This is a genomic window from Plantactinospora sp. GCM10030261 (assembly GCF_042666615.1).
In the GTDB taxonomy this organism is placed as follows: Bacteria; Actinomycetota; Actinomycetes; order Mycobacteriales; family Micromonosporaceae; genus KBS50.
Genome location: NZ_JBHTDD010000006.1, coordinates 1 through 19,772 on the forward strand (window position 1 = coordinate 1; position 19,772 = coordinate 19,772).

The following is a 19,772-nucleotide window of genomic DNA, read 5'->3' on the forward strand; positions in this document are numbered from 1 at the left end:
ATCTAGGGCAGATGGTCGCCAGTTGATCTCCAATCACGACCATCTGCCCTAGATCGGCGCCGGGCGCGGGGCGTGGGGGCGCGGCGTGCGGGGGGTGGGGGTAACGGGGAGTGTCACTCTGCGCAGAGGAAGTGGGCGTCGGCCCACACCGCGGAGGCGGCACCTGCGGTGCTGGTGGCGACCAGGTCCACGGCGGCGGTGGCGCCGGACAGCGGAATATCCACCTGCTCCGGCCCGTCGTCGCGGGTCCGGGCCCCGGAATCGAACACCGTGGCGCCGTCGGCCTGGACCGCGAACCGGACCTGGGCCAGGTCGTCCGCCTGGCCGACCTCGGTCACCGCGCGGAGGCGCTCACAACCGGCCGGCGGGTGCACCCGGATCCGGCTGGGTGTCCGGGTCACGACGGCCGCGGCCTTGCGTGCCGTGCCGGGCTCGGTCGCCTCGGCGCCCGGAGCCGTGCCCTCCAGTGGCACCAGACCTGGTGCCGCGGCGTCGTCGAGCAGCAGCACCTGGTCACTCAGGTAGCGCGGCGTGGCGGCCTGCGCCCCCGTGGCCGCGGGCCCGGGGGGCCGGGGCAGACCTGGGATGAGGTGCAGCGCGCCACCGGCCAGGCCGACGGCGATGACCAGCACAGTCGCCACCATGGCCCGGTGCCACCGGTTGCCCGACGATCGGCCGGGTCGCCTGACGGACGCCGGATTCCGGTCCGGTGCCGTTTTCTCCGTCGCCGGCACGGCCCGCGCCGGTGCCGGTGCCGGTGCCGGTACTGGCAGTACGGCCGGGTTGGGTCGTCGGGCGGTGGTGGGTCGCGGACCCGGGGCGGGGGCGCGGCGGGCCGGCGGGACCGGCAGCAGCCTCGGTCGGCGGCGGGCGGCGACATCCTCCACCCAACCGAGCGCGAGTACGGGCAGCGCGGTGAGCGCCACCACGACCAGCAGCCGCAGCACCACATTGGCCGCGTAATTGTGCGTGTCGACGGGGGTGAGCAGGAGCGCCGCGAGCATGCCGGCGGGTAGATGCCACAGGTAGACGGTCACCGCGCGGGCGTTGAGCAGATGCACCGTCCGGGCCACCGGGCGGACCCGGTGCAACCAGGCCAGGGTCGGTCGGAACCGCAACACCGTGGCGACGAACGCCACCGACCACAGTGTGTTTCCGCCGTGGACGCGGTTGACGTCCCAGGTCCCGGTGGTGGCTCCGAACACGACGATCCACCCGGCCCCGGCGACGGCGAGCGCCACTACCGCGGTGGCGTACCGGCGGGCCGGTATCCGCCGCAACAGACCGTCGTGGTGCGCGAAGCCAAGCAGCCAGCAGGCCAGGTAGCTGGCCACGTTGGTGAACTGCTCGGCGAGGTATCCGCCGAGCTGGACGATCTCGAACCGGGCCAGGACCGGAAGCGCCAGAGCCAGGGCCATGGTGCGCCACGGCCACCGCCGGAAAGCGGCCAGCAGCGCCGGGGAGAGCAGCACGAGCCAGAGGTACGTGACCAGATACCAGAGGACCACGTTGAACGCCCAGGCCCAGGACTGCCCGCCGACCGGCGGCGTGCGGGCCGGGAAGAGCCACCAGACCAGTTCTCCCCAGTGCAGCGGCGTCGCCGGGGCGCCGTTCCACCCGGTGAGCAGCAGCAGGGGTAGGGCGATCACCGCGAACGCCCACATCGGCGGGAGCAGCCGACGGAGGCGGCGACGGACGGCGGAGCTTCCGGTGCGGTCGAGCGAACCGGCCATGAGCGAGCCGGCGAGGGCGAACATCAGCCCCATGGCGGGGAAGAGCACCGTCAGCCAGATCCACCCGAACACGTGGTAGACGACCACTCGCACGAGCGCGGCCGCCCGCCATAGATCCAGGTAGCTGTCCCGGGGCGGCGCGGCGGGAGCAGACTGGTCGGCACGCCCGACCGGCGGCGCGGCCGTGTCCACCGTCATGCCAGCCTCCCGAGCGGTCGCGGACAGGAGTGCCCGCGCCCGTACCCGGAGAAACCTGCCCGGGCCGCGACCGTCCGCCGGCACGGCGGGGGTGCCGCGGCGGGTGGGGTAGCCGACCCGGGCATGGACTCTCCTCGTCGGGGGTAGAAACTCGGCGGACCAGTAGTAACCGGTGAGGACGGTGACGTGATGAAGCGAATGGTCAAGAGGTGGGCGGTGACGGCGGTCGCCGTGCCGCTGGCGGCGGCCGGTGCCCGGGGCCTGAGCCGCGCCATCGAACGGCGGCGCGGACCCTCCCGGGCGAGCGGCCTGCTCCAGCAGATGGCCGACACGATCCGGCCCCGCCGGACCTCCCGTTGGCGGCGGCGACGCCGGTAACGAGCCTACCCGCTACCGCCGACCGGTCCTCCCGGCTGGCGTAGCGGGTGCGGCCAAGGCCACCACCCGGACGGCCGAGATCAACCCCCCGCATCTCGCTCTCCTCGTCCATTACGGTGAAAAGGGTCCGTCAAGGTCGAAACCCTACCGGGATTAGCCGGCGCATACGGCGGATCCCCCGGGGTACCGGCTCACCATGCGTATCGCGATCACCGGGGCCACCGGGAACATGGGCACCGCGCTCCTGCGTCGGTTGGCGACCGAACCGGATCTGGACCTGATCGGCCTGGCCCGCCGGCCACCCGTGCCTGGCACGGGCGACCCCTACGACGGGATTCGGTGGCACGCCGTGGACATCGGGGAAGCGGGCGCTGTCGACCAGCTGAGCGGCTGGCTCGCCGGGGTCGAAGCGGTCGTGCATCTGGCCTGGCAGATCCAGCCGAGCCAGCACCGGGCGCGGCTGCGGCGGACCAACGTGACCGGCACCGCGAACCTGCTGGCCGCGATGCGGGCGGCCGGCGTACCGAAGCTCGTCTACGCCTCGTCGGTGGGCAGTTACGCGCCCGGTCCCAAGGACCGCCTGGTTGGCGAGGACTGGCCGACGACCGGGGTACCCCGATCGGGTTACAGCGTCGACAAGGTCGCCGTCGAGCGGCTGCTCGACCGGGCCGAGCGGGACGACCCGGGGCTGCGGGTGGTCCGGCTGCGCAAGGCGCTGGTCTTCCAGCGGGACGCCGGGGCGGAGATCGCCCGCTACTTCCTCGGCCCGCTGGCACCCGTGTCCCTGCTGCGGTGGGGTCGAGTGCCGGTGGTGCCGGCCAACCGCCGGCTGCGGGCCCAGGTGGTGCACGCCGATGACGCGGCCGAGGCGTACCTGCTGGCGGTGCGCGGGGACGTGGCGGGGGCGTTCAACATCGCCGCCGATCCGGTGCTGGACGGTCCGGCCCTGGCCGCGGAGCTGCGGGGCCGAGCGGTCCCGGTGCCGCTGCCGGCACTGCGCCTGTTCGCGAGCGCGGCCTGGCACGCCAGGTTGCAGCCCACCGAACCCGGCTGGTTGGACCTGGCCGCGTCGGCGCCACTGATGAACACCGACCGGGCCGCGACCGTCCTCGGCTGGCGGCCTACGGTGGACGCCCGCCACGCGGTGCGGGACCTGCTCTCCGGTATGGCAGCCGGGGCGGGCACCGGTAGCGCGGCGCTGCGTCCGGCCCGTGGCGCGGTCGGCCGACTGCGGGCGGGCAGCCCAGCGGGCCACCGCGACCCCGCCTGACCCGCCGCATGACCTCCCCGACGGCAGGACAACGCTTCCTGACCGCCGGCGCGACCCATGATCAACCCAAGATCGGCGATCAAGGGGATCAGGGTTGGTGGGAAACCCCTGGTGCGCCGACATCGAGTCGACCATGACGTCTGCCCGGGTACGCCAGAACCACCGGAGCCGCACCAGCGACGCGAGCCCGGCGGCGATCGGCTGATCTCACGGATGGAAATTCGACGAAAGAGGAATGGACCTCGCCGTTGCGGGCAGTGGGAGGAGCGGCGGGCCACATCCGGTGGCCCGGTCCGAAGCCACAGCGGAGCCCGAATCCACAGCGGAGAGAGCCGATGACAGACCCGACTGTTCCCGTGTCGACCCATACCAACCGGGACTACCCCGCCGGCACCGGCTATCCGTCACCGGCGCCCAGCCTCGACCCGACGGACACCACCGCAACCGACTCGACCCTGGGATCCCACTCGCCCGCTGGGGCCACCTCGACCCGGGAGAAGGTCGCCGAGCAGGGCCGTGAGGTCGGCCACCACGCCCGGGACGCCGGCGGCGAGGTCGCCCGGACCGCCCAGCAGGAGGGCCACCGGGTGGCGCGCGAGGCCGGTACGCAGGCCCGTGACCTGCTCGGCCAGGCTCGCGGCCAGCTCCACGGCCAGGCCCGCAGTCAGCAGCGGCGAGCCGCCTCCGGGCTGCGTGGAATCGGCGAGGAACTGCGCTCGATGGCCGGCCGCGGTGAGCAGTCCGGCCCCGCCACCGAGCTGGTCCGGCAGGCCAGCGGCCGGATCGACGACGTGGCGGGCTGGCTGGAGAGCCGCGAACCGGGTCACCTGGTCGAGGACGTCCGGGGATACGCGCGCCGGCATCCGGTGGCGTTCCTGGCCGGCGCGGCCGCCCTGGGCGTCCTCGCCGGACGGTTGACCCGCGGAGTGGCCGCGGCGACGAGCGACAACGGGCCGGGACACTCCGGCGGAAACGGAGCCCGGGCGGCCGACACCGCTGGCTACGACACCGCCGGCTACGACACCGCCGGCTACGGCGGATCTGGCTACGCCAGCGGGACGGCCGGTTACGGCGGAACCGGTGCCGCCGTGCCCACGCCCACCTACGAGGAGCCGGTGCCCGGCGGCGGCCTCTACTCGTCCAACACGGCGGGAGCCGGGTACACCACGGACACCGGCACCGGGTACGAGCCGCCCGCTCCCGGTGGCCACGAGACCACCCGGACCCCGGGCCACCAGACCACCTCCGGCTACGAGACGCGCACGGGGTACGAGACCGTGCCCGCTCAGACGACCCCGGGTTACGAGACGACGGCCGGGTACCAGGGCACGCCGGACGGTGCCGTCGTGCCGCCGCTGCCCGACGAGTCGGCGCGTGACGAGGGCCGGCGGGCATGAGCGCCGCCGGAAACCGGACCGGTCCCGGTGAGGGCACCGGATACGCGGACCCGCCGCCGGAGGTGCACGGCCGTTCCTTCGGCGACCTGATGGGTGAGGTCACCCGCGACCTGTCCACCCTGGTGCGCCAGGAGGTCGAGTTGGCCAAGGCCGAACTGCGCGAGGAGGGCACCCGCGCCGGCAAGGCGGCCGGCATGTTCGGCGCCGCCGGCGTCGCGGGCTTCCTGGTGCTGCTGTTCCTGTCCCATGCCCTGTGGTGGGGGCTGGCCAACGTGATGGATCAGGGTTGGGCGGCACTGATCGTCGCGGTCCTCTGGGCCGCCGCCGCGGCGGTGCTCTACAGCCGGGCACGGACCCAGCTCGGCGAGGTGCGTGGCCTGAGGCGCACCAGCGAGACGGTGAAGCAGGTGCCGGAGGCGCTCAAGCCCGACACGGGAGGTTACTGATGACGGACACGGACCCGGACCAGATCCGGCGGGAGATCGAGCGGACCCGCCGGAACCTCAGCGAGGACGTCGACGCGCTGGCCTACAAGGCCAGCCCGCACCGGATCGTCGAGGACCGTAAGCAGCGGGCGCGGGGCGCCCTGACCAGCGTGAAGGAAAAGATCATGGGTAGTGCCCACCAGGTCGGCGACGCCGGTGGTTCGGCCGCTGGCACCGTGTCGGACAAGGCGCATTCGGCGGCCTCCAGCGTGGGCGACACCGCCCACTCGGCCGCGTCCACCGTGCGCGACGCCGCGCACCAGGCCCCGACCGCGGTACGCCGACAGGCGCAGGGCAACCCGCTGGCGGCCGGCCTGATCGCGTTCGGCGTCGGTTGGCTGGTCTCGTCACTGCTGCCAGCCAACGACAAGGAGCAGCAGGCGGCGGCCCGGCTCAAGGAGGAGGCGAGCCGGCACAGCGACACCGTGAAGGAGAAGGCCGGCGAAGTCGCCAGCGAGGTCAAGGAGAACCTGCGGGAGCCCGCGCAGCAGGCCACCCAGTCGGTGCGGCGGACCGCCGACGAGGCGGTGCGGAACGTCAAGGGCGAGGGCCGGTCCGCGGCGCACGATGTCCGCGACCAGGCCCGGGGTGCCCGGGACGAGGTGCGGTCCTGACCGTACGACCCGAGGACGACCGGCGGTTGGAGGCTCAGCCGCCGGTCGTCGCGTGAGTGGCGGTGACCGGCTTGGATTCCGGGGATCCGTGCTGGCGCAGCACGATGCTCAACACGATCAACCCGCCCATGGCCAGGAACTCGCTCTGCCAGTTCTGCATCGACTGGACCCAGAAGTCGCTCGTGCCCAGGAAGTCCGCCACTCCGACGGGCGGCTCACCGCCGTGCAACATGCGTTGCTCGTTGTACTCCGCGGTGCCCGCCACCAGATGCCCCACGAATGAACCACCGGAGATCAACAAGAGTGCGATGCAGAGGCTGTTGCGGTAGACAACCAGTGGATGCCGCCGTGTCGCACCGGCCAGGGGGAGGCTGGCCGGGCTGGCCCGGTCGGAGTAGTCCTCGGCCCGATCCTTGCGATCGGGCGGCTTCGACTCGGCCGAGCCGCGCTGCACCAGATAGGCGGTGAGCAGGCGCCGGATCGCGAACCGGTCGGGCTCCCGGTCCGGCGCGAGAACCCAGCTCACCGATTCAACGCCGCCTCGGTCTCGGCCGCCACCTGAAGCTCCTCGCGCGGCTCGACCACCAGCACCGGCACCGCGGCCTCCGGTTCCGACACCGGTCCGTCGTCCACCCGATTGCCGCCGATGGGCGGCACGAGACCGAGCAGCCGCAGTCCCGCGCACACGTCGTGGCGCACCTCGGGTTGATCCCAGCCGATCTCACCGGTGAACACCACGGCGTCCAACCGGTCCAGGCTGGTCGCGGCGGCGGCGATCTCCCGGCGTACCCGGTGGGTGAAGACGGCCATGGCAAGCGCGGCGGCGGGGTCGTCCGGCGCGGCGGCGACCAGGTCGCGGGTGTCGTCCGAGCGCCCGTCGGAGAGGCCGAGCAGACCGGCGGACCGGTTCAGGCCCTCGGTCAGCTCCGCGAGGCTGAGCCGGTCGTCGTCGAGCAGCCAGAGCAGCATGCCGGGGTCGACCGCCCCGGACCGCTTCGTCATCGGGATCCCGTCGAGCGGGGTGAAGCCCATCGAGGTGTCGACGCTCCGCCCGTCCCGGACGGCGCAGATCGACGCGCCGCCACCGAGATGGGCCAGCACCACGTGCAACTCGCCGGCCGGCCGGCCCAACAGTTCCGCGGTACGCCGTAACGCGTACGCGTAGGAGAGGCCGTGGAAACCGTACCGGCGCAGCCCCCAGCGGTGCCGCCACGCCGCGGGCAGCGGGTAGGTGGCCGCGTGCTCGGGCAGTCCGGCGTGGAAACCGGTGTCCGGACACAGCACCTGGGGCACGTCCGGCAGCCGCTCCCGGATCTGGTCGAGCAACCGCAACGCCGGCGGCAGGTGCAGCGGGGCGAGGGTGACCAACGCGTCCAGCGCGGCCCGCAGCCGGTCGTCCACCGGGCGGGGTGTGGTGACCAGGTCACCGCCGTGGACGAGCCGGTGACCGACCGCGTCCGGCGCGCCGTGCTGGTCGAGGAACGCCTGCACGTCGCGGGCCGCCTCAGGCGAGCCCGGGGGATCGGACCGGTCCAGACGTTCGCCGACCTCGCCGTCGCGGACGTAGCCGAGGTGCAGGCTGGATGACCCGGCCACCACGGTCAGCACGGTCGTCGGCATGCCGGTACCCCCTGTCCGCGCCGCTTGCGGTGCTGTGGCCGCTCATACCCCGTTCGCGTCCGGCGACACCGGGTCGGTCGTTTACCCGGTCGCCGACCAGGGCAGGAGTTCCGGTAACAGCGATCCGAGGAGGTTGGCATGCCGGCTCGTGAAGACATGCCGAGCACGCTGCGACGCTCGCCGAAGAAGGCGCAGGAGACGTACGTCAAGGCACACGACTCGGCCGTGGAGTCGTACGGCGAGGGGGAGCGGGCCCACCGCACGGCCTTCTCCGCCGTCAAGCATTCGTTCGAGAAGGTCGGCGACCACTGGGAGCCGAAGGACCGCAAGGGTCCCAGCGACAAGCAGGCGGCCCGTGGCCGCCGGTCCAAGCCGGGCAGGACGGCCGGTGGGGTGGACGCCAACGCCAGCAAGGAGCACCTTATGGACGTCGCGAGGCGGCTCGAGGTGCGGGGACGCTCCCGGATGACCAAGGCCCAACTGGTGGACGCCATCCAGAAGGCCAACAACCGCAGCACCCGCGACGCTCGGAGCTGATCGCCGGCGCGGAGTGGCTGCTCCCGCGCCGAGGCGCGGGAAGAAGGCACCTCTACCCGAGGAATCTTCCTGTTTTCCCCGGGTAGATGGCCGGATGAGCACCGATACCGGGTCCGGTGAGCGAACGGGCCGTGTGGTGATCATCTCGGCGAGCGCGGGGGCGGGTCACGACGGCGCGAGCCGGGTGCTGGCCCAGCGTCTGCGTGGGCACGGGCTGGCCGTCGACTGCCTCGACCTGGCCGATCTCTTCCCACTCGGGATCGGTCGGTTGCTCCAGGGGACGTACCGGCGGATGCTGAACCGCGCGCCGTGGATCTACGGTCTGCTGTTCGCGATGGGCGGCGCGTTCCCGGGCGCCGGGGCGAGCACCAGGGCGCTGCTGCGTCCGGTCCGGTCGCGCACGCTGGGCGCCCTGCCGCCCGACACCCGGCTGGTCGTCTCCACGTACCCGGTGGTCAGCCAGGTGCTGGGTCCGCTGCGTACGGCGGGGGCGCTGCCGGTGCCGGTGGCGACCTACCTGACCGACTTCGCGGTCAACCCGATCTGGGTGTCCCCCGGCGTGGACCTGCACTGCGCCGGGCATCCGGTGACCCGCCGGCAGGCGTGCGCGTTGGGCGCCGCCGGGGTGCGGGTCGCGGGCCGGTTGGTCGACGACGGGTTCCGCCCGGGTACGCCGGAGGATCGGGGGAGGGCCCGGATCCGCCTCGGCCTCCCGGCGGGGGAGCGGCTGGCGCTGCTGGTGGCGGGTTCGTGGGGAGTGGGACGGGTGGCCCGGGCGGCTTCCGACATCGCCCGGACCGGTCGGGCCACTCCGGTGGTGGTGTGCGGGCACAACGAACGGCTGCGGCGGCGGCTGCGCCGCCGGGGGATCCGGTACGTCCTGGGCTGGGTCGACGACATGGCGGACCTGATGCGGGCGGCGGACGTCCTGGTGGAGAACGCCGGTGGGCTGACGGCGCTGGAGGCGATGGCGATCGGTCTGCCCGTGGCGACGTACCGCTCGATCCCCGGGCACGGCCGGGCGAACGCGGCGGCGATGCACCGTGCCGGGGTGGCGACCTGGATCCGCCGCCGGTCCGCCCTGGGGCCGGCGCTGCTGGCGCTCGCCGACGGCGGGGCTGGCCGGCGTCAACGCGCGGCCGGCCTGGCGCTGTTCCGGACCGACCCGGTGGCGGTGCTGGCCGAACTGGCCGGCGTCCCGCCGATCCGGCGCGATCCCGACCGGCCGGCCGGTACGCCGGCCCGGACGGCCGAACCCGCACCATGCGGACGGGTGGTCCGGGCAGGGCAGCCGGTGCCGCCTCCGCCGGTGCCGCCGGCCCGCATGCTGCCGATCGGCCGGCACCGCCGGCGGACCGGCGCGATGGCGGCGACGGTGGTCGCGGGACTGCTGGCGTGGCGCGGTTATGTGCGGGGGACCCGGCCGCCGGTCGCCAGGGCCGGTCGCCACCCGGCGTCGCGGGCCGTGCGGCCGGGCCGCTGACCCGTCGGTGACCGGCCTCGCGGTGCTGCTCGGGGTCGGTTCAGCGGCCTGCTTCGCGTTGAGTTCGGCGTTGGAGCAGCACGCGGCGAAGGGGGAGCGGGAGACCCGTACCCTCGATCCGCGGTTGCTGCTGCGCCTGTTCCGCCGGCCGCTCTGGCTGTTCGGCTGGGTCCCCGACATGATCGGCACCGGGTTGCAGGCGGTGGCGCTCGGCGTCGGCGCCCTGGCGCTCGTGGAACCGTTGCTGCTCAGTGGCGTCTTCATCGCCATCCCGCTGGAGGCCGCCCTGGAGCGGCGCCGCCCGCACCGGCGGGACGCCGTGGTGGTGGCGGTGGGGGTGGTCGGGCTGACCGCGTTTCTGATGGCGGCGAATCCCCGGGCCGGCATCGCCGAGCCGGCGGTGTCGAGCTGGCTCGGCGTGGCCGCCGCGGTGGGCGTGGTGTTCGCCACCTGCCTGGTGCTGGCCTGGCGGCTGCGGGACGCGGCCCGGGGGGTGCTGCTCGGGGTCGCCACCGGGGTGCTGTTCGGGCTGACCGCCGCGCTGCTCAAGTCCCTCACCGCGATCATCGTCGAGCACCGGTTCGGGGTGTTCCGGCACTGGCAGCTCTACGCGATCGTGGTGATCGGGTTCGCGGCGTTCGCGCTCACCCAGAACGCGTTCCAGGCCGGTCCGATCGCCGCGCCGCTGACCGCCATCGCGCTGCTCGACCCGCTCGTCGGGGTGCTCATCGGGGTCACCGCCTTCGAGGAGCGGATCTCGACCGACGCGCCCCGACTGACCATCCAGATCGTCGCCGGCCTGGTGATGAGCGTGTGTATCTGGTTGGCCAGCACCACCCGGTCCCGGTGAGCCGGGTTGGGAGCATCAGATTCCGGGCGAAAGACCCACCCGTCCGGGAAGTTCGGTAGGCTCGGGTCGATTACTGACAGCGAGGACCTGACTACATAAGGATGCGACCGGACCGGCGGCGTCGGCGCGGGCGGTGCGGCGCTCCGGCGAAAGGCAGCACATCCGTGCTCGATCTGACACCGGCCGACCGCGGGGAGTTCCCGGCGTCGACGGCCGACATTCCCCGACCGCCGGACAGCGTCGTGGCCACCGAGAACTTCCCGGTGGCCCTGCGCGTCCTGCCCGCGCGTCACCGCGGCCACCTGCTCGCGCTCTACCGCTACGCCCGGTACGTCGACGACCTCGGTGACGAGCCGGACCCGTACGGCCGACCCGTGCGCCCCGCCGACCGGCTCGCCGCCCTGGACGCCTTCGCCGACCAGGTACGCGACCTCGCCGCCGGTCGGCCCGTCAGCCACCCGGTGCTCACTCAACTCGCTCCGACGATGCGGGAGTGCGACCTTCCGGCGGCCCCGCTGCTGCGGCTCGTCGAGGCGAACCGCACCGACCAACTCGTCGACCGCTGCCCCTCCTACCAGCACCTGCTGGCGTACTGCCACGCCTCCGCCGACCCGGTCGGCGAGCTGGTGCTGCACGTCTTCGGGGCGGCGACGCCCGACCGGATCGCGCTGTCCGACTGCGTATGCACCGCGTTGCAGATTGTTGAACACCTCCAGGACGTCGGCGAGGACTACCGTCGCGGTCGGGTCTACCTGCCGTCCGAGGACCTGGTCCGGTTCGGCGTCTGCGACAACGAACTCGCCGCCCGGCACGCCAGCGGACCGTTGCGCGCGGTGCTGCACTTCGAGGCTCAGCGGGTGGCCGCGCTGCTGGACGCCGGCGCCCCGCTGCTGCGCGAGCTGCCCGGCTGGTCCCGGGTGGCCGTGGCCGGTTACCTGGCCGGCGGCCGGGCCGCCCTGGACGCGCTGCGCCGCTCCGGCTACGACCCGCTGCCCGGTCCACCCCGGACCCGCCGGCTCGGTATCGCCCGGCACTGGCTCCTGGCGATGCTCGGAGCCGCCCGATGACGGTCATCCCCCCGCCGACGATCGTCGCCGCGTACCGGGAGTGCGAGCGGATCACCCGCAGCGAGGCGCGCAACTTCTCGTACGGCATCAGGCTGCTGCGCCCGGACCGGCGGGCGGCGCTGAGCGCGGTGTACGCCCTCGCCCGGCGGATCGACGACATCGGCGACGGCGACCTGCCCCCGGTCACCCGGCTCGCCCGGCTCGACCAGGTCCGCGCCGCGGTGCACCGGCTGCCCGCGGTGGACGACGACCCGGTCCTGGTCGCCGTCGCCCACGCCGCCGGTCGGCTGCCGATCCCGATCGACGCCCTGGACGAGCTGATCGACGGGTGCGTCGCCGACGTCCGGGGCACCCGGTACGACACGATCGACGACCTGGTCCACTACTGCCGATGCGTGGCCGGCTCCATCGGACGGCTCTCGCTCGGGGTGTTCGACCTGCGGCCCCGCGCCGACCGGGCGGTGGCCAGCCGGTTGGCCGACACGCTAGGCATCGCCCTGCAACTCACGAACATCCTGCGCGACGTCGTGGAGGACCGGGCGGCCGGCCGGGTCTACCTGCCGGCGAGGGAGCTCAACCGGTTCGGTTGCGAACTGCGGCTCGGCCCGGGCGGCGCCCTGACCGACCCGCCGCAGGCCCTCGCCGACCTGATCCGGTTCCAGGCCCGGCGGGCCGAGACCTACTACCGGGCCGGGCTGGGGCTGCTGCCGATGCTCGACCGGCGCAGCGCCGCCTGCGTCGCTGCCATGGCCGGCATCTACCACCGGCTGCTCGGCCGGATGTTCACCGACCCACTGGCGGTGACCCGGCGCCGGGTGACGCTGCCGGGTTGGGAGAAGGCGTACGTGGCGGCCCGGGCGATGACCCGGAGCGGTGCGTGACCGGCGACCGCGACCGCGTCTGCGTCGTCGGCGGTGGCCTGGCCGGCATCGCGGCTGCGCTGCGCCTGGCTGACGCCGGTGTCCCCGTCACCCTGGTCGAGGCCCGTCCGCGGCTCGGCGGCGCCACCTACTCGTTCCGCCGTGGTGACCTGACCGTGGACACCGGGCAACACGTCTTCCTGCGCTGCTACGCCGCGTACCGGGGGCTGCTGCGGCGGCTGGGCTCCGCGCGGCACACCGTCCAGCAGGACGCGTTCAGTGTTCCGGTGCTGGCCCCCGGAGCCCGGCCGCTGGTGCTGGCCCGCAGCCGGCGGCTGCCCGCGCCGGCCCACCTGCTGCCCACCCTGGCCCGGTACCGGGCGCTGCCGCTGCCGCGGCGGCTGGGGGCGATCCGCGCGGCAGCCGCGCTGCGGTCCGTCGACCCGGACGATCCTGGCGCCGACGACGCGAGCTTCGGTGCCTGGCTGGCCAGCCATCGCCAGGACGCCGACACCGTACGCCGGTTGTGGGACCTGATCTGCGTGGCGGCGCTGAACGCGCCGGCGGCGGAGGCGTCGCTCGCGCTGGCCGCCCGGGTGTTCCGCACCGGCCTGCTCGACGCCGCCGACGCGGCCGACCTGGGCCTGCCCGCCGCTCCGCTGCTGGACCTGCACGGTCGTCCGGCTCGTGCCGCGCTGGCCGACCTCGGCGGAACCGTGCTCACCGGCGTCCGGGTCCGGGGAATCGTGCCCGGCGACGGCGGCTTCGAGATCCGCACCGGCGCCGGCCGGCTGCCGGCCGCCGCCGTGGTGCTGGCCGTGCCGCACCGGGAGGCCGCGGGGCTGGTGCCGGCGCCGGCCGCCCCGGATCGGGACCGGTGGAGCCGGCTCGGCGCCACGCCGATCGTCAACGTGCACCTGCACTACGCCCGCCGGGTCACCGGCCTGCCGTTCGCGGCCGTCCTGGACAGCCCTGTCCAGTGGGTGTTCGACCGCACCCCGGCCACCGTCCCCGGCCAGTACCTGGTGGTCTCGCTGTCCGCCGCCGACCGGCTGCTGCGTCGACCGGCCGCCGACCTGATCGCCGAACAGCTCGCCGCGCTCACCGACCTGTTCCCGCCGGCCCGACGCACCCCGCTGCGGGACTGTTTCGTGACGCGCGAACCGCGGGCCACGTTCCGGCAGTCGCCAGGCACCCGGGCGGTACGCCCGCCGGCGCAGACCCGGCTGCCGGGGCTCGCCCTGGCCGGCGCGTGGACCGCCACCGGCTGGCCGGACACGATGGAGGGCGCGGTACGCAGCGGCCAGCGGGCCGCCGACGTCGTGCTCGCCCACCTCGGTGCGCGGACACCGACGACGGAGGCGCTGACATGACCATGCCGGGAGACCTCGACGTGGCCGATCTGGTCCGGCCGGCGCTGCGGGAGGCGCTGGACCGCATCGACGAGCGGACCCGGCGGACCGCCGGCTACCAGCTCGGTTTCTGGGACGCGACCGGCCGACCGACCAGCCGTGGTGGTGGGAAGGGCCTGCGGCCGGCGCTGGCGCTGCTGTCGGCGCGGGCGGCGGGGGCCACCGCCCGCGTCGGCGTGCCGGCCGCCGTGGCGGTCGAGCTGGTGCACAACTTCTCCCTGCTGCACGACGACGTCATCGACGGCGACGCCGAGCGCCGGCACCGGCCGACCGCCTGGGCCGCGTTCGGCGTGGGTCCGGCCATCCTGGCCGGTGACGCGTTGCTGGCGCTGGCCTCCGAGGTGTTGGCCGAGGTGCCGGCGCCCGAGGGCCCGGCGGCGCTGCGCTGCCTGCACGACGCGGTACGGCGGTTGATCGACGGCCAGGCCGCCGACATGGCGTTCGAACGGCGGCCCACGGTCACCCTTGACGAGTGCCTGACGATGGCCCGCGGCAAGACGGCCGCGTTGCTGTCCTGCGCCAGCACCGTAGGCGCGGTGCTGTGTGGCGGACCGGCGGAGTTGTGTCGGGGCCTGACCCGGTACGGCGAACTGCTCGGCCTCGCCTTCCAGCTCGCCGACGACCTGCTCGGCATCTGGGGTGAGCCGGCGGTCACCGGCAAGCCGGTGCTTGCGGACCTGCGGGCCCGCAAGAAGTCCGTCCCCGTGGTCCGGGCGCTCACGGCGGGCGGTCCGGCGAGCGAGCGACTGCGCGAGCTGTACGGCCGGCCCGGCGAGCTGGCCGACGCGGACCTGCTGCTCGCCGCCGAACTGATCGAGGAGACCGGCGCCCGGGACTGGACCGGGAAGCGGGCCGATCGGCTGCTCAACCAGGCGCTCGCCGAACTCGACGAGCTGGCCGGGGGCGGTCGTCTCGCCGGAACGGCCGCCGACGCGGGACTGGGCGGCGTGCACGCCGACCTGGTGGCGATCGCGCAGTTCGTCACGGGGCGGGACCACTGATGGCCGACCTGCTCTCGCCGAAGCCGGACGCGACCCCGTCGGCTCCCGTGGGGGCGGCGTCGGCTCCCCCGGGGGCGGTCGGCGACCTGATCACACCGCTGTCCCCGGCGGTGTCGGCCGCCCCGCCGGTGCCGGCCGTGCCGGCTGCCCCGCCGGTGCCGGCCGTGCCGGCCGCCGCCGCGCCGCCCGATCGCGCCGTACTCAGGGCCCGGGCGCTCGGCACGCTCGCCCGAGGCCGCGACCACCTGCTGGCCGGCCAGCAGCCGGCCGGCTGGTGGCAGGGCGAGCTGGCCACCAACGTCACAATGGATGCCGAGGACCTGTTGCTGCGCCAGTTCCTCGGCATCCGCACCGCCGATCAGACGGCCGCCACCGCCCGGTGGATTCGCGGTCAGCAGCGGGCCGACGGGAGCTGGGCCACCTTCCACGGCGGGCCCGGTGACCTGTCCACCACCGTGGAGGCGTACGCGGCACTGCGCCTGGCCGGTGATGCGCCGGCCGCTGAACACCTGCGCCGGGCCCGGCAGTTCGTGCTGGCCGAGGGCGGGATCGAGAACACCCGGGTGTTCACCAGGATCTGGCTGGCTCTGTTCGGCGAGTGGCCGTGGCACCGGCTGCCCGCGGTGCCGCCGGAGGTGGTTCTCCTGCCGCCCTGGGTGCCGCTGAACGTCTACGACTTCGCCTGCTGGGCGCGGCAGACCATCGTGCCGCTGTCCGTCGTGCGGTCGTTGCGGCCCGTGCGGCCGCTCGGCTTCTCGCTGGCCGAGCTGCGGACCGGCCGGCGCCCGGCGCCGGCGCCGTCGCTGCGCGGTCGGGCCGGCTGGCTGCACCGGTTGGACGGGCTGCTGCGCGGTTACGAGCGGCGGCCGGTTGCTCCGCTGCGCCGCGACGCGCTGCGCCGGGCCGCCGAGTGGATCATCGCGCGACAGGAGGCGGACGGCTCGTGGGGAGGCATCCAGCCGCCCTGGGTCTATTCGCTTATCGCCCTGCACCTGCTCGGATACCCGCTGGACCACCCGGTGCTGCGGGCCGGCCTGGCCGGCCTCGACCGGTTCACCATCACCGAGACGACCGGCGGCGGCGAGATCCGTCGGCTGGAGGCCTGCCAGTCCCCGGTGTGGGACACCGCGCTGGCGGTCACCGCCCTCGCCGACGCCGGGCTGCCGGTCGGCCATCCCGCGCTGCGCCGGGCCGCCGACTGGCTGCTGGACGAGGAGATCCGGGTGCCCGGCGACTGGGCGGTGCGCCGTCCGGACCTGCCGGCCGGCGGCGGTTGGGCGTTCGAGTTCGACAACGACGGCTATCCGGACACCGACGACACCGCCGAGGTGCTGCTGGCGTTGGGTCGTACGTCGGTCACGGAACGCCTGCCGGGTGCGGTCCGCCGCGGCCACCGGTGGCTGCGCGGCATGCAGTCGCGCGACGGCGGCTGGGCCGCCTTCGACGCCGACAACACCCGCCAGATCGCCCGGGAGCTGCCGTTCTGCGACTTCGGCGAGGTGATCGATCCGCCCAGCGCCGACGTCACCGCGCACGTGGTCGAGGCGCTGAGCGTGCAGGGCGGGGCCGACTCGCCGACGGTCCGGCGCGGGGTGCGCTGGCTGCTGCGCGCGCAGGAACCGGACGGCTCGTGGTTCGGCCGGTGGGGCGTGAACCACGTCTACGGCACCGGCGCGGTGGTGCCGGCGCTGATCGCCGCCGGCCTGCCGGCCGCCCACCCGGCGATCGCGCGGGCCGTGTCGTGGCTGCTCGCCGTGCAGAACCCGGACGGCGGCTGGGGAGAGGACATCCGCTCGTACCACCTGCCGGGCTGGCGCGGTCGCGGCGCGTCCACCGCCTCGCAGACCGCCTGGGCGCTGCTGGCGTTGCACGCCGCCGGCCTCGGCGAGACCGACTGGACCTGGCGGGGGATCGGCTGGCTTGTCGACCGGCAGCGGCCGGACGGCGGGTGGGACGAGGATCTGTACACCGGGACCGGATTCCCCGGCGCCTTTTACATCAACTACCACCTGTACCGGGTGGTCTTCCCGGTCAGCGCGCTGGGCCGGCTGCTGCGCGAGGACCACGCGACATGACCGGGCCCGTCGGCGACCTCCGCCCGGACGCCCCCGCCGGCTTAATCGTGTACGCGGCCATGCGCACCGAGGCCCGCCGGCTGCGCCGTGGGCTGCCGGACGGCCCGCCGGTGCGGCGTACCGGGATGGGCCTGGCCGCCGCGACAAGGTCCGCGGCGCGGTTCGGCGGCGGGTCAGCCCCGGTGGCCGCGGCCGGTGTCGGCGGCGGGCTCACCGCCCGGCTGAGCCCCGGCGACCTGGTGGTGGCCACGGCGATACGCGGTCCCGACGGCACGGTGCTGGACTGCCCCTCGGCCCCACTGCTCGCCGCCGCGCTGCGCCGCCGGGGCGGCCGCGTGCACCTGGGACCAGTGCTGACCACCCGTCGCCTGGTGCGCGACCCCGGGCACCGGGACCGCCTCGCCAGCACCGGCGCGCTGGTGGTGGACACCGAGTCGGCGGCCTGGCTGGCCGCGACCACCGGTCCGCGGGTGTGCGTCCGGGCGGTGGCCGACGTGCCGCCGTACCCCCTGCTGCGCCCGGCGACGCTGGTCCGGCTGCGGGCCGCGCTGCGGGCGCTCGACCCGGTCGGGCCGGCGCTGCGCGACTGGGCGGCGGCGACCACGGTACGCCAGGTGCTGCTCGGCGGGCCGGACCCGGCGCTCGCCGCCACCGGGGCCGACGTGTGGCTGCTGCCCGGCCCGCCCGACTCCCCGTCCCGACCGGCGGCGACCGGCTGGGCGGGGCCACCCGCGTATCGCGTCTGCGACCCGGCCGGGCTCGACCCGCGCTGGCTGGCCGGGGCCCGGGTCGTCGGCGTGGCCGCCGGTCCCACCACCCGGCCGGGGCTGGTCGCCGGCGTCCTCGCCGCGCTGTGCGGCCTCGGCGCGAAGGAGGTGCGCCCGGACCCGACCGTCCCGTCCACCCTTCCTCTGGAGGTCACCACCCCATGAGCATGCCGTTGCGTCAGAGCATCCGGGTCGGCCGGTATCTCGTCGGGCAGAAGCTGCGCCGGCGGCGGCACTTCCCACTGATCGTCGAACTCGAACCGTTGTTCGCCTGCAACCTCGCCTGCGCCGGCTGCGGCAAGATTCAGCATCCGGCCGACGTCCTCAAGCGACGGATGCCGGTCGACCAGGCGCTGGCCGCCATCGAGGAGTGCGGGGCACCGATGGTCTCCATCGCCGGTGGTGAACCGCTTATGCATCCACAGATCGACGTGCTGGTCGCCGAGCTGGTCCGCCGCAGGAAATACGTGTTCCTGTGCACCAACGCGGCACTGCTGGTGAAGAAGCTGGACAGGTTCCGGCCGTCACCGTACTTCGCGTTCGCGGTGCACCTGGACGGGCTGCGGGAGCGGCACGACGCCTCGGTCTGCAAGGAGGGCGTGTTCGACCAGGCGGTGGCGGCAGTGCGGGAGGCCAAGCGGCGCGGGTTCCGGGTCACCAGCAACACGACGTTCTTCTCCACCGACACGCCGCAGACGGTCATCGAGGTGCTCAACTACCTCAACGACGAGTTGGGCGTGGACCAGATGATGATCTCTCCGGCGTACGCCTACGACAAGGCGCCCGACCAGGACCACTTCCTCGGCGTCACGGAGACCCGGACGCTGTTCCGCAAGGCGTTCGCCGACGGTCGCCGGAAACGGTGGCGGTTGAACCACTCGCCGCTGTTCCTGGACTTCCTGGAGGGGAAGGTGGACTTCCCGTGTACGGCGTGGGCGATCCCGTCGTACTCGCTGTTCGGCTGGCAGCGGCCCTGCTACCTGCTCGGTGACGGGTACGCGAAGACCTACCGCGAGCTGATCGAGACCACCGACTGGTCGGCGTACGGGCGGGGTCGGGACACCCGGTGCAACAACTGCATGGCGCACTGCGGCTACGAGCCCACCGCGGTCCTGGCCACCATGTCCTCGCTGCGCGAGTCCCTCCGCGCCGTCCGCGCCGGCTGACCCTCCAGCCGCGTTGATCAAGAGGTGTGTGGGCGTTGGAGAGATCGAACCGCCCGCACACCTCTTGATCAACGGGCGGGAACGAGGGGTTAGCCGAAGCGGGTGGATAGGCGGCGGTAGGTGGACGGGGCGAGGGCGCGGACGGCTACCGGTAACCGCATCCAGCGGGGCAGGTACGCCTCGTCCCGGCCCGCGAACATGGCGTCCAGCAGCGTCGCCGCCGCCCGATCGGGCGGCACCGGACGGGGCACCGTCCGGTGGTACGGGCGGCCTCGGCGGGCGAAGAACGGGGTGTCCACCACCGCCGGGACCAGTTCGGTCACGATGATGCCGCAGCCGCGCACCTCCTGGCGGAGGCTGTCGGCGAAGATCCCGAGGCCGCCCTTGGCCGCCGAGTAGACGGCCTCCTGCCCCACGGCGAGCCGGCCGGCGATGGAGCCGACGAAGCCGATGTGTCCGCGGCGGCGCTGCCGCATGCCGGGCAGCACCGCCCGGGTGAGCAGCATCGGCGCGATGAGGTCCAGCGCCACCAGATCGATGACGCGGTCCGGCGGCATGTCGGCGAACCGGCCGGCCCAGCCCAGGCCGGCGCTGTGCACCAGCACGTCAACTCGGCCGGCGTCGGCCAGCACCTGGTCGGCGAGGCCGCGCACCTCGGCCGGGTCGGTCAGCTCCGCTGGCAGCGGCGTGCCGCCGAGGTGCCCGGCCACCTCGGCCAGCCGCCGGGTGTCCCGCCCGGTCACGTACAGCCGGGCGCCACCGGCGGCAAGGCGTCGGGCGATCGCGGCACCGATCCCCGACGAGCCGCCGGTCACCAGCGCCACCGTGCCATCCATCCACATTCCCCGATTGTCGGCAA

Annotated in this window: 19 protein-coding genes; 15 read left to right on the top strand and 4 right to left on the bottom strand. The window is 74.3% G+C overall.

Translation table 11 applies throughout. From position 1 onward, the window contains the following. Positions 1-113: 113 nt before the first annotated feature. A complete protein-coding gene (locus tag ACFQUZ_RS09130) occupies positions 114-1,931 on the bottom strand; it encodes an acyltransferase family protein (protein WP_377440098.1) in 1,818 nt (605 codons plus the stop codon). Between the two features lie 189 nt (positions 1,932-2,120). Here ACFQUZ_RS09130 and ACFQUZ_RS09135 point away from each other — a divergent pair, with 189 nt between their 5' ends. The 5 genes from ACFQUZ_RS09135 (at position 2,121) to ACFQUZ_RS09155 (ending at position 6,075) form a co-directional block, all read left to right on the top strand. Further along, positions 2,121-2,309: a hypothetical protein gene (locus tag ACFQUZ_RS09135; protein WP_377440101.1), complete on the top strand. Its 189-nt coding sequence runs from the start codon at positions 2,121-2,123 to the stop codon at positions 2,307-2,309. Between the two features lie 196 nt (positions 2,310-2,505). Next, on the top strand, positions 2,506-3,579 hold the full coding sequence (locus ACFQUZ_RS09140; protein WP_377440104.1) for an NAD-dependent epimerase/dehydratase family protein: 1,074 nt from the start codon (positions 2,506-2,508) through the stop codon (positions 3,577-3,579). Between the two features lie 335 nt (positions 3,580-3,914). Next, positions 3,915-4,976, top strand: a complete 1,062-nt coding sequence (locus ACFQUZ_RS09145; protein ID WP_377440107.1) for a hypothetical protein — start codon at positions 3,915-3,917, stop codon at positions 4,974-4,976. Continuing rightward, positions 4,973-5,422: a phage holin family protein gene (locus tag ACFQUZ_RS09150; protein WP_377440110.1), complete on the top strand. Its 450-nt coding sequence runs from the start codon at positions 4,973-4,975 to the stop codon at positions 5,420-5,422. Before ACFQUZ_RS09145 ends, ACFQUZ_RS09150 begins: the two co-directional genes overlap by 4 nt. After that, positions 5,422-6,075 carry a DUF3618 domain-containing protein gene (locus tag ACFQUZ_RS09155; RefSeq protein WP_377440112.1) on the top strand — a complete coding sequence of 218 codons (654 nt, stop codon included), beginning with the start codon at positions 5,422-5,424 and terminating at the stop codon, positions 6,073-6,075. Before ACFQUZ_RS09150 ends, ACFQUZ_RS09155 begins: the two co-directional genes overlap by 1 nt. A gap of 34 nt (positions 6,076-6,109) precedes the next feature. Here ACFQUZ_RS09155 and ACFQUZ_RS09160 read toward each other — a convergent pair whose 3' ends face one another. Beyond that, positions 6,110-6,601 (bottom strand): DUF6766 family protein, encoded by a 492-nt coding sequence (locus tag ACFQUZ_RS09160; RefSeq protein ID WP_377440115.1) that lies wholly within the window; start codon positions 6,599-6,601, stop codon positions 6,110-6,112. Next, positions 6,598-7,695, bottom strand: a complete 1,098-nt coding sequence (locus ACFQUZ_RS09165) for an acetate/propionate family kinase (RefSeq protein WP_377440118.1) — start codon at positions 7,693-7,695, stop codon at positions 6,598-6,600. Before ACFQUZ_RS09165 ends, ACFQUZ_RS09160 begins: the two co-directional genes overlap by 4 nt. Before the next feature lie 138 nt (positions 7,696-7,833). On the opposite strand from ACFQUZ_RS09165, the gene ACFQUZ_RS09170 reads away from it, so the two are divergent. From ACFQUZ_RS09170 to hpnH, 10 genes are all read left to right on the top strand, one after another. After that, entirely contained in the window at positions 7,834-8,232 is a 399-nt protein-coding gene (locus ACFQUZ_RS09170) for a ChaB family protein (RefSeq protein WP_377440121.1), read from the top strand. Between the two features lie 94 nt (positions 8,233-8,326). Then, the gene (locus tag ACFQUZ_RS09175; RefSeq protein ID WP_377440124.1) at positions 8,327-9,715 is read left to right on the top strand and encodes a glycosyltransferase; all 1,389 of its coding nucleotides are present in this window, start codon (positions 8,327-8,329) and stop codon (positions 9,713-9,715) included. A gap of 7 nt (positions 9,716-9,722) precedes the next feature. Next, a complete protein-coding gene (locus ACFQUZ_RS09180) occupies positions 9,723-10,565 on the top strand; it encodes a DMT family transporter (RefSeq protein WP_377440127.1) in 843 nt (280 codons plus the stop codon). Between the two features lie 164 nt (positions 10,566-10,729). Next, entirely contained in the window at positions 10,730-11,632 is a 903-nt protein-coding gene (gene hpnC / locus ACFQUZ_RS09185) for a squalene synthase HpnC (protein ID WP_377440130.1), read from the top strand. Beyond that, entirely contained in the window at positions 11,629-12,513 is an 885-nt protein-coding gene (locus ACFQUZ_RS09190; RefSeq protein WP_377440133.1) for a phytoene/squalene synthase family protein, read from the top strand. Before hpnC ends, ACFQUZ_RS09190 begins: the two co-directional genes overlap by 4 nt. Continuing rightward, a complete protein-coding gene (gene hpnE, locus ACFQUZ_RS09195; protein WP_377440135.1) occupies positions 12,510-13,865 on the top strand; it encodes a hydroxysqualene dehydroxylase HpnE in 1,356 nt (451 codons plus the stop codon). The genes ACFQUZ_RS09190 and hpnE overlap by 4 nt, the downstream gene beginning before the upstream one ends. After that, complete coding sequence (locus tag ACFQUZ_RS09200) at positions 13,862-14,905, top strand: polyprenyl synthetase family protein (RefSeq protein WP_377440138.1); 1,044 nt, start codon at positions 13,862-13,864, stop codon at positions 14,903-14,905. The genes hpnE and ACFQUZ_RS09200 overlap by 4 nt, the downstream gene beginning before the upstream one ends. Then, positions 14,905-16,980 (top strand): squalene--hopene cyclase, encoded by a 2,076-nt coding sequence (gene shc, locus ACFQUZ_RS09205; protein ID WP_377440141.1) that lies wholly within the window; start codon positions 14,905-14,907, stop codon positions 16,978-16,980. The genes ACFQUZ_RS09200 and shc overlap by 1 nt, the downstream gene beginning before the upstream one ends. After that, positions 16,977-17,912 (top strand): hypothetical protein, encoded by a 936-nt coding sequence (locus ACFQUZ_RS09210; protein WP_377440144.1) that lies wholly within the window; start codon positions 16,977-16,979, stop codon positions 17,910-17,912. Before shc ends, ACFQUZ_RS09210 begins: the two co-directional genes overlap by 4 nt. After that, positions 17,909-18,913, top strand: a complete 1,005-nt coding sequence (gene hpnH, locus ACFQUZ_RS09215) for an adenosyl-hopene transferase HpnH (RefSeq protein WP_377440147.1) — start codon at positions 17,909-17,911, stop codon at positions 18,911-18,913. The genes ACFQUZ_RS09210 and hpnH overlap by 4 nt, the downstream gene beginning before the upstream one ends. A gap of 89 nt (positions 18,914-19,002) precedes the next feature. On the opposite strand, the gene ACFQUZ_RS09220 is transcribed toward hpnH, so the two are convergent. Next, complete coding sequence (locus ACFQUZ_RS09220) at positions 19,003-19,749, bottom strand: SDR family NAD(P)-dependent oxidoreductase (protein ID WP_377440150.1); 747 nt, start codon at positions 19,747-19,749, stop codon at positions 19,003-19,005. Positions 19,750-19,772: the final 23 nt, after the last annotated feature.

What these genes read in the sequence shown, in the direction of transcription:
- ACFQUZ_RS09130 (WP_377440098.1), bottom strand. Translation starts at nt 1,931, where the DNA reads ATGACGGTGGACACGGCCGCGCCGCCGGTCGGGCGTGCCGACCAGTCT.
- ACFQUZ_RS09135 (WP_377440101.1), top strand. Translation starts at nt 2,121, where the DNA reads ATGAAGCGAATGGTCAAGAGGTGGGCGGTGACGGCGGTCGCCGTGCCG.
- ACFQUZ_RS09140 (WP_377440104.1), top strand. Translation starts at nt 2,506, where the DNA reads ATGCGTATCGCGATCACCGGGGCCACCGGGAACATGGGCACCGCGCTC.
- ACFQUZ_RS09145 (WP_377440107.1), top strand. Translation starts at nt 3,915, where the DNA reads ATGACAGACCCGACTGTTCCCGTGTCGACCCATACCAACCGGGACTAC.
- ACFQUZ_RS09150 (WP_377440110.1), top strand. Translation starts at nt 4,973, where the DNA reads ATGAGCGCCGCCGGAAACCGGACCGGTCCCGGTGAGGGCACCGGATAC.
- ACFQUZ_RS09155 (WP_377440112.1), top strand. Translation starts at nt 5,422, where the DNA reads ATGACGGACACGGACCCGGACCAGATCCGGCGGGAGATCGAGCGGACC.
- ACFQUZ_RS09165 (WP_377440118.1), bottom strand. Translation starts at nt 7,695, where the DNA reads ATGCCGACGACCGTGCTGACCGTGGTGGCCGGGTCATCCAGCCTGCAC.
- ACFQUZ_RS09170 (WP_377440121.1), top strand. Translation starts at nt 7,834, where the DNA reads ATGCCGGCTCGTGAAGACATGCCGAGCACGCTGCGACGCTCGCCGAAG.
- ACFQUZ_RS09175 (WP_377440124.1), top strand. Translation starts at nt 8,327, where the DNA reads ATGAGCACCGATACCGGGTCCGGTGAGCGAACGGGCCGTGTGGTGATC.
- ACFQUZ_RS09190 (WP_377440133.1), top strand. Translation starts at nt 11,629, where the DNA reads ATGACGGTCATCCCCCCGCCGACGATCGTCGCCGCGTACCGGGAGTGC.
- ACFQUZ_RS09200 (WP_377440138.1), top strand. Translation starts at nt 13,862, where the DNA reads ATGACCATGCCGGGAGACCTCGACGTGGCCGATCTGGTCCGGCCGGCG.
- shc (WP_377440141.1), top strand. Translation starts at nt 14,905, where the DNA reads ATGGCCGACCTGCTCTCGCCGAAGCCGGACGCGACCCCGTCGGCTCCC.
- ACFQUZ_RS09210 (WP_377440144.1), top strand. Translation starts at nt 16,977, where the DNA reads ATGACCGGGCCCGTCGGCGACCTCCGCCCGGACGCCCCCGCCGGCTTA.
- hpnH (WP_377440147.1), top strand. Translation starts at nt 17,909, where the DNA reads ATGAGCATGCCGTTGCGTCAGAGCATCCGGGTCGGCCGGTATCTCGTC.
- ACFQUZ_RS09220 (WP_377440150.1), bottom strand. Translation starts at nt 19,749, where the DNA reads ATGGATGGCACGGTGGCGCTGGTGACCGGCGGCTCGTCGGGGATCGGT.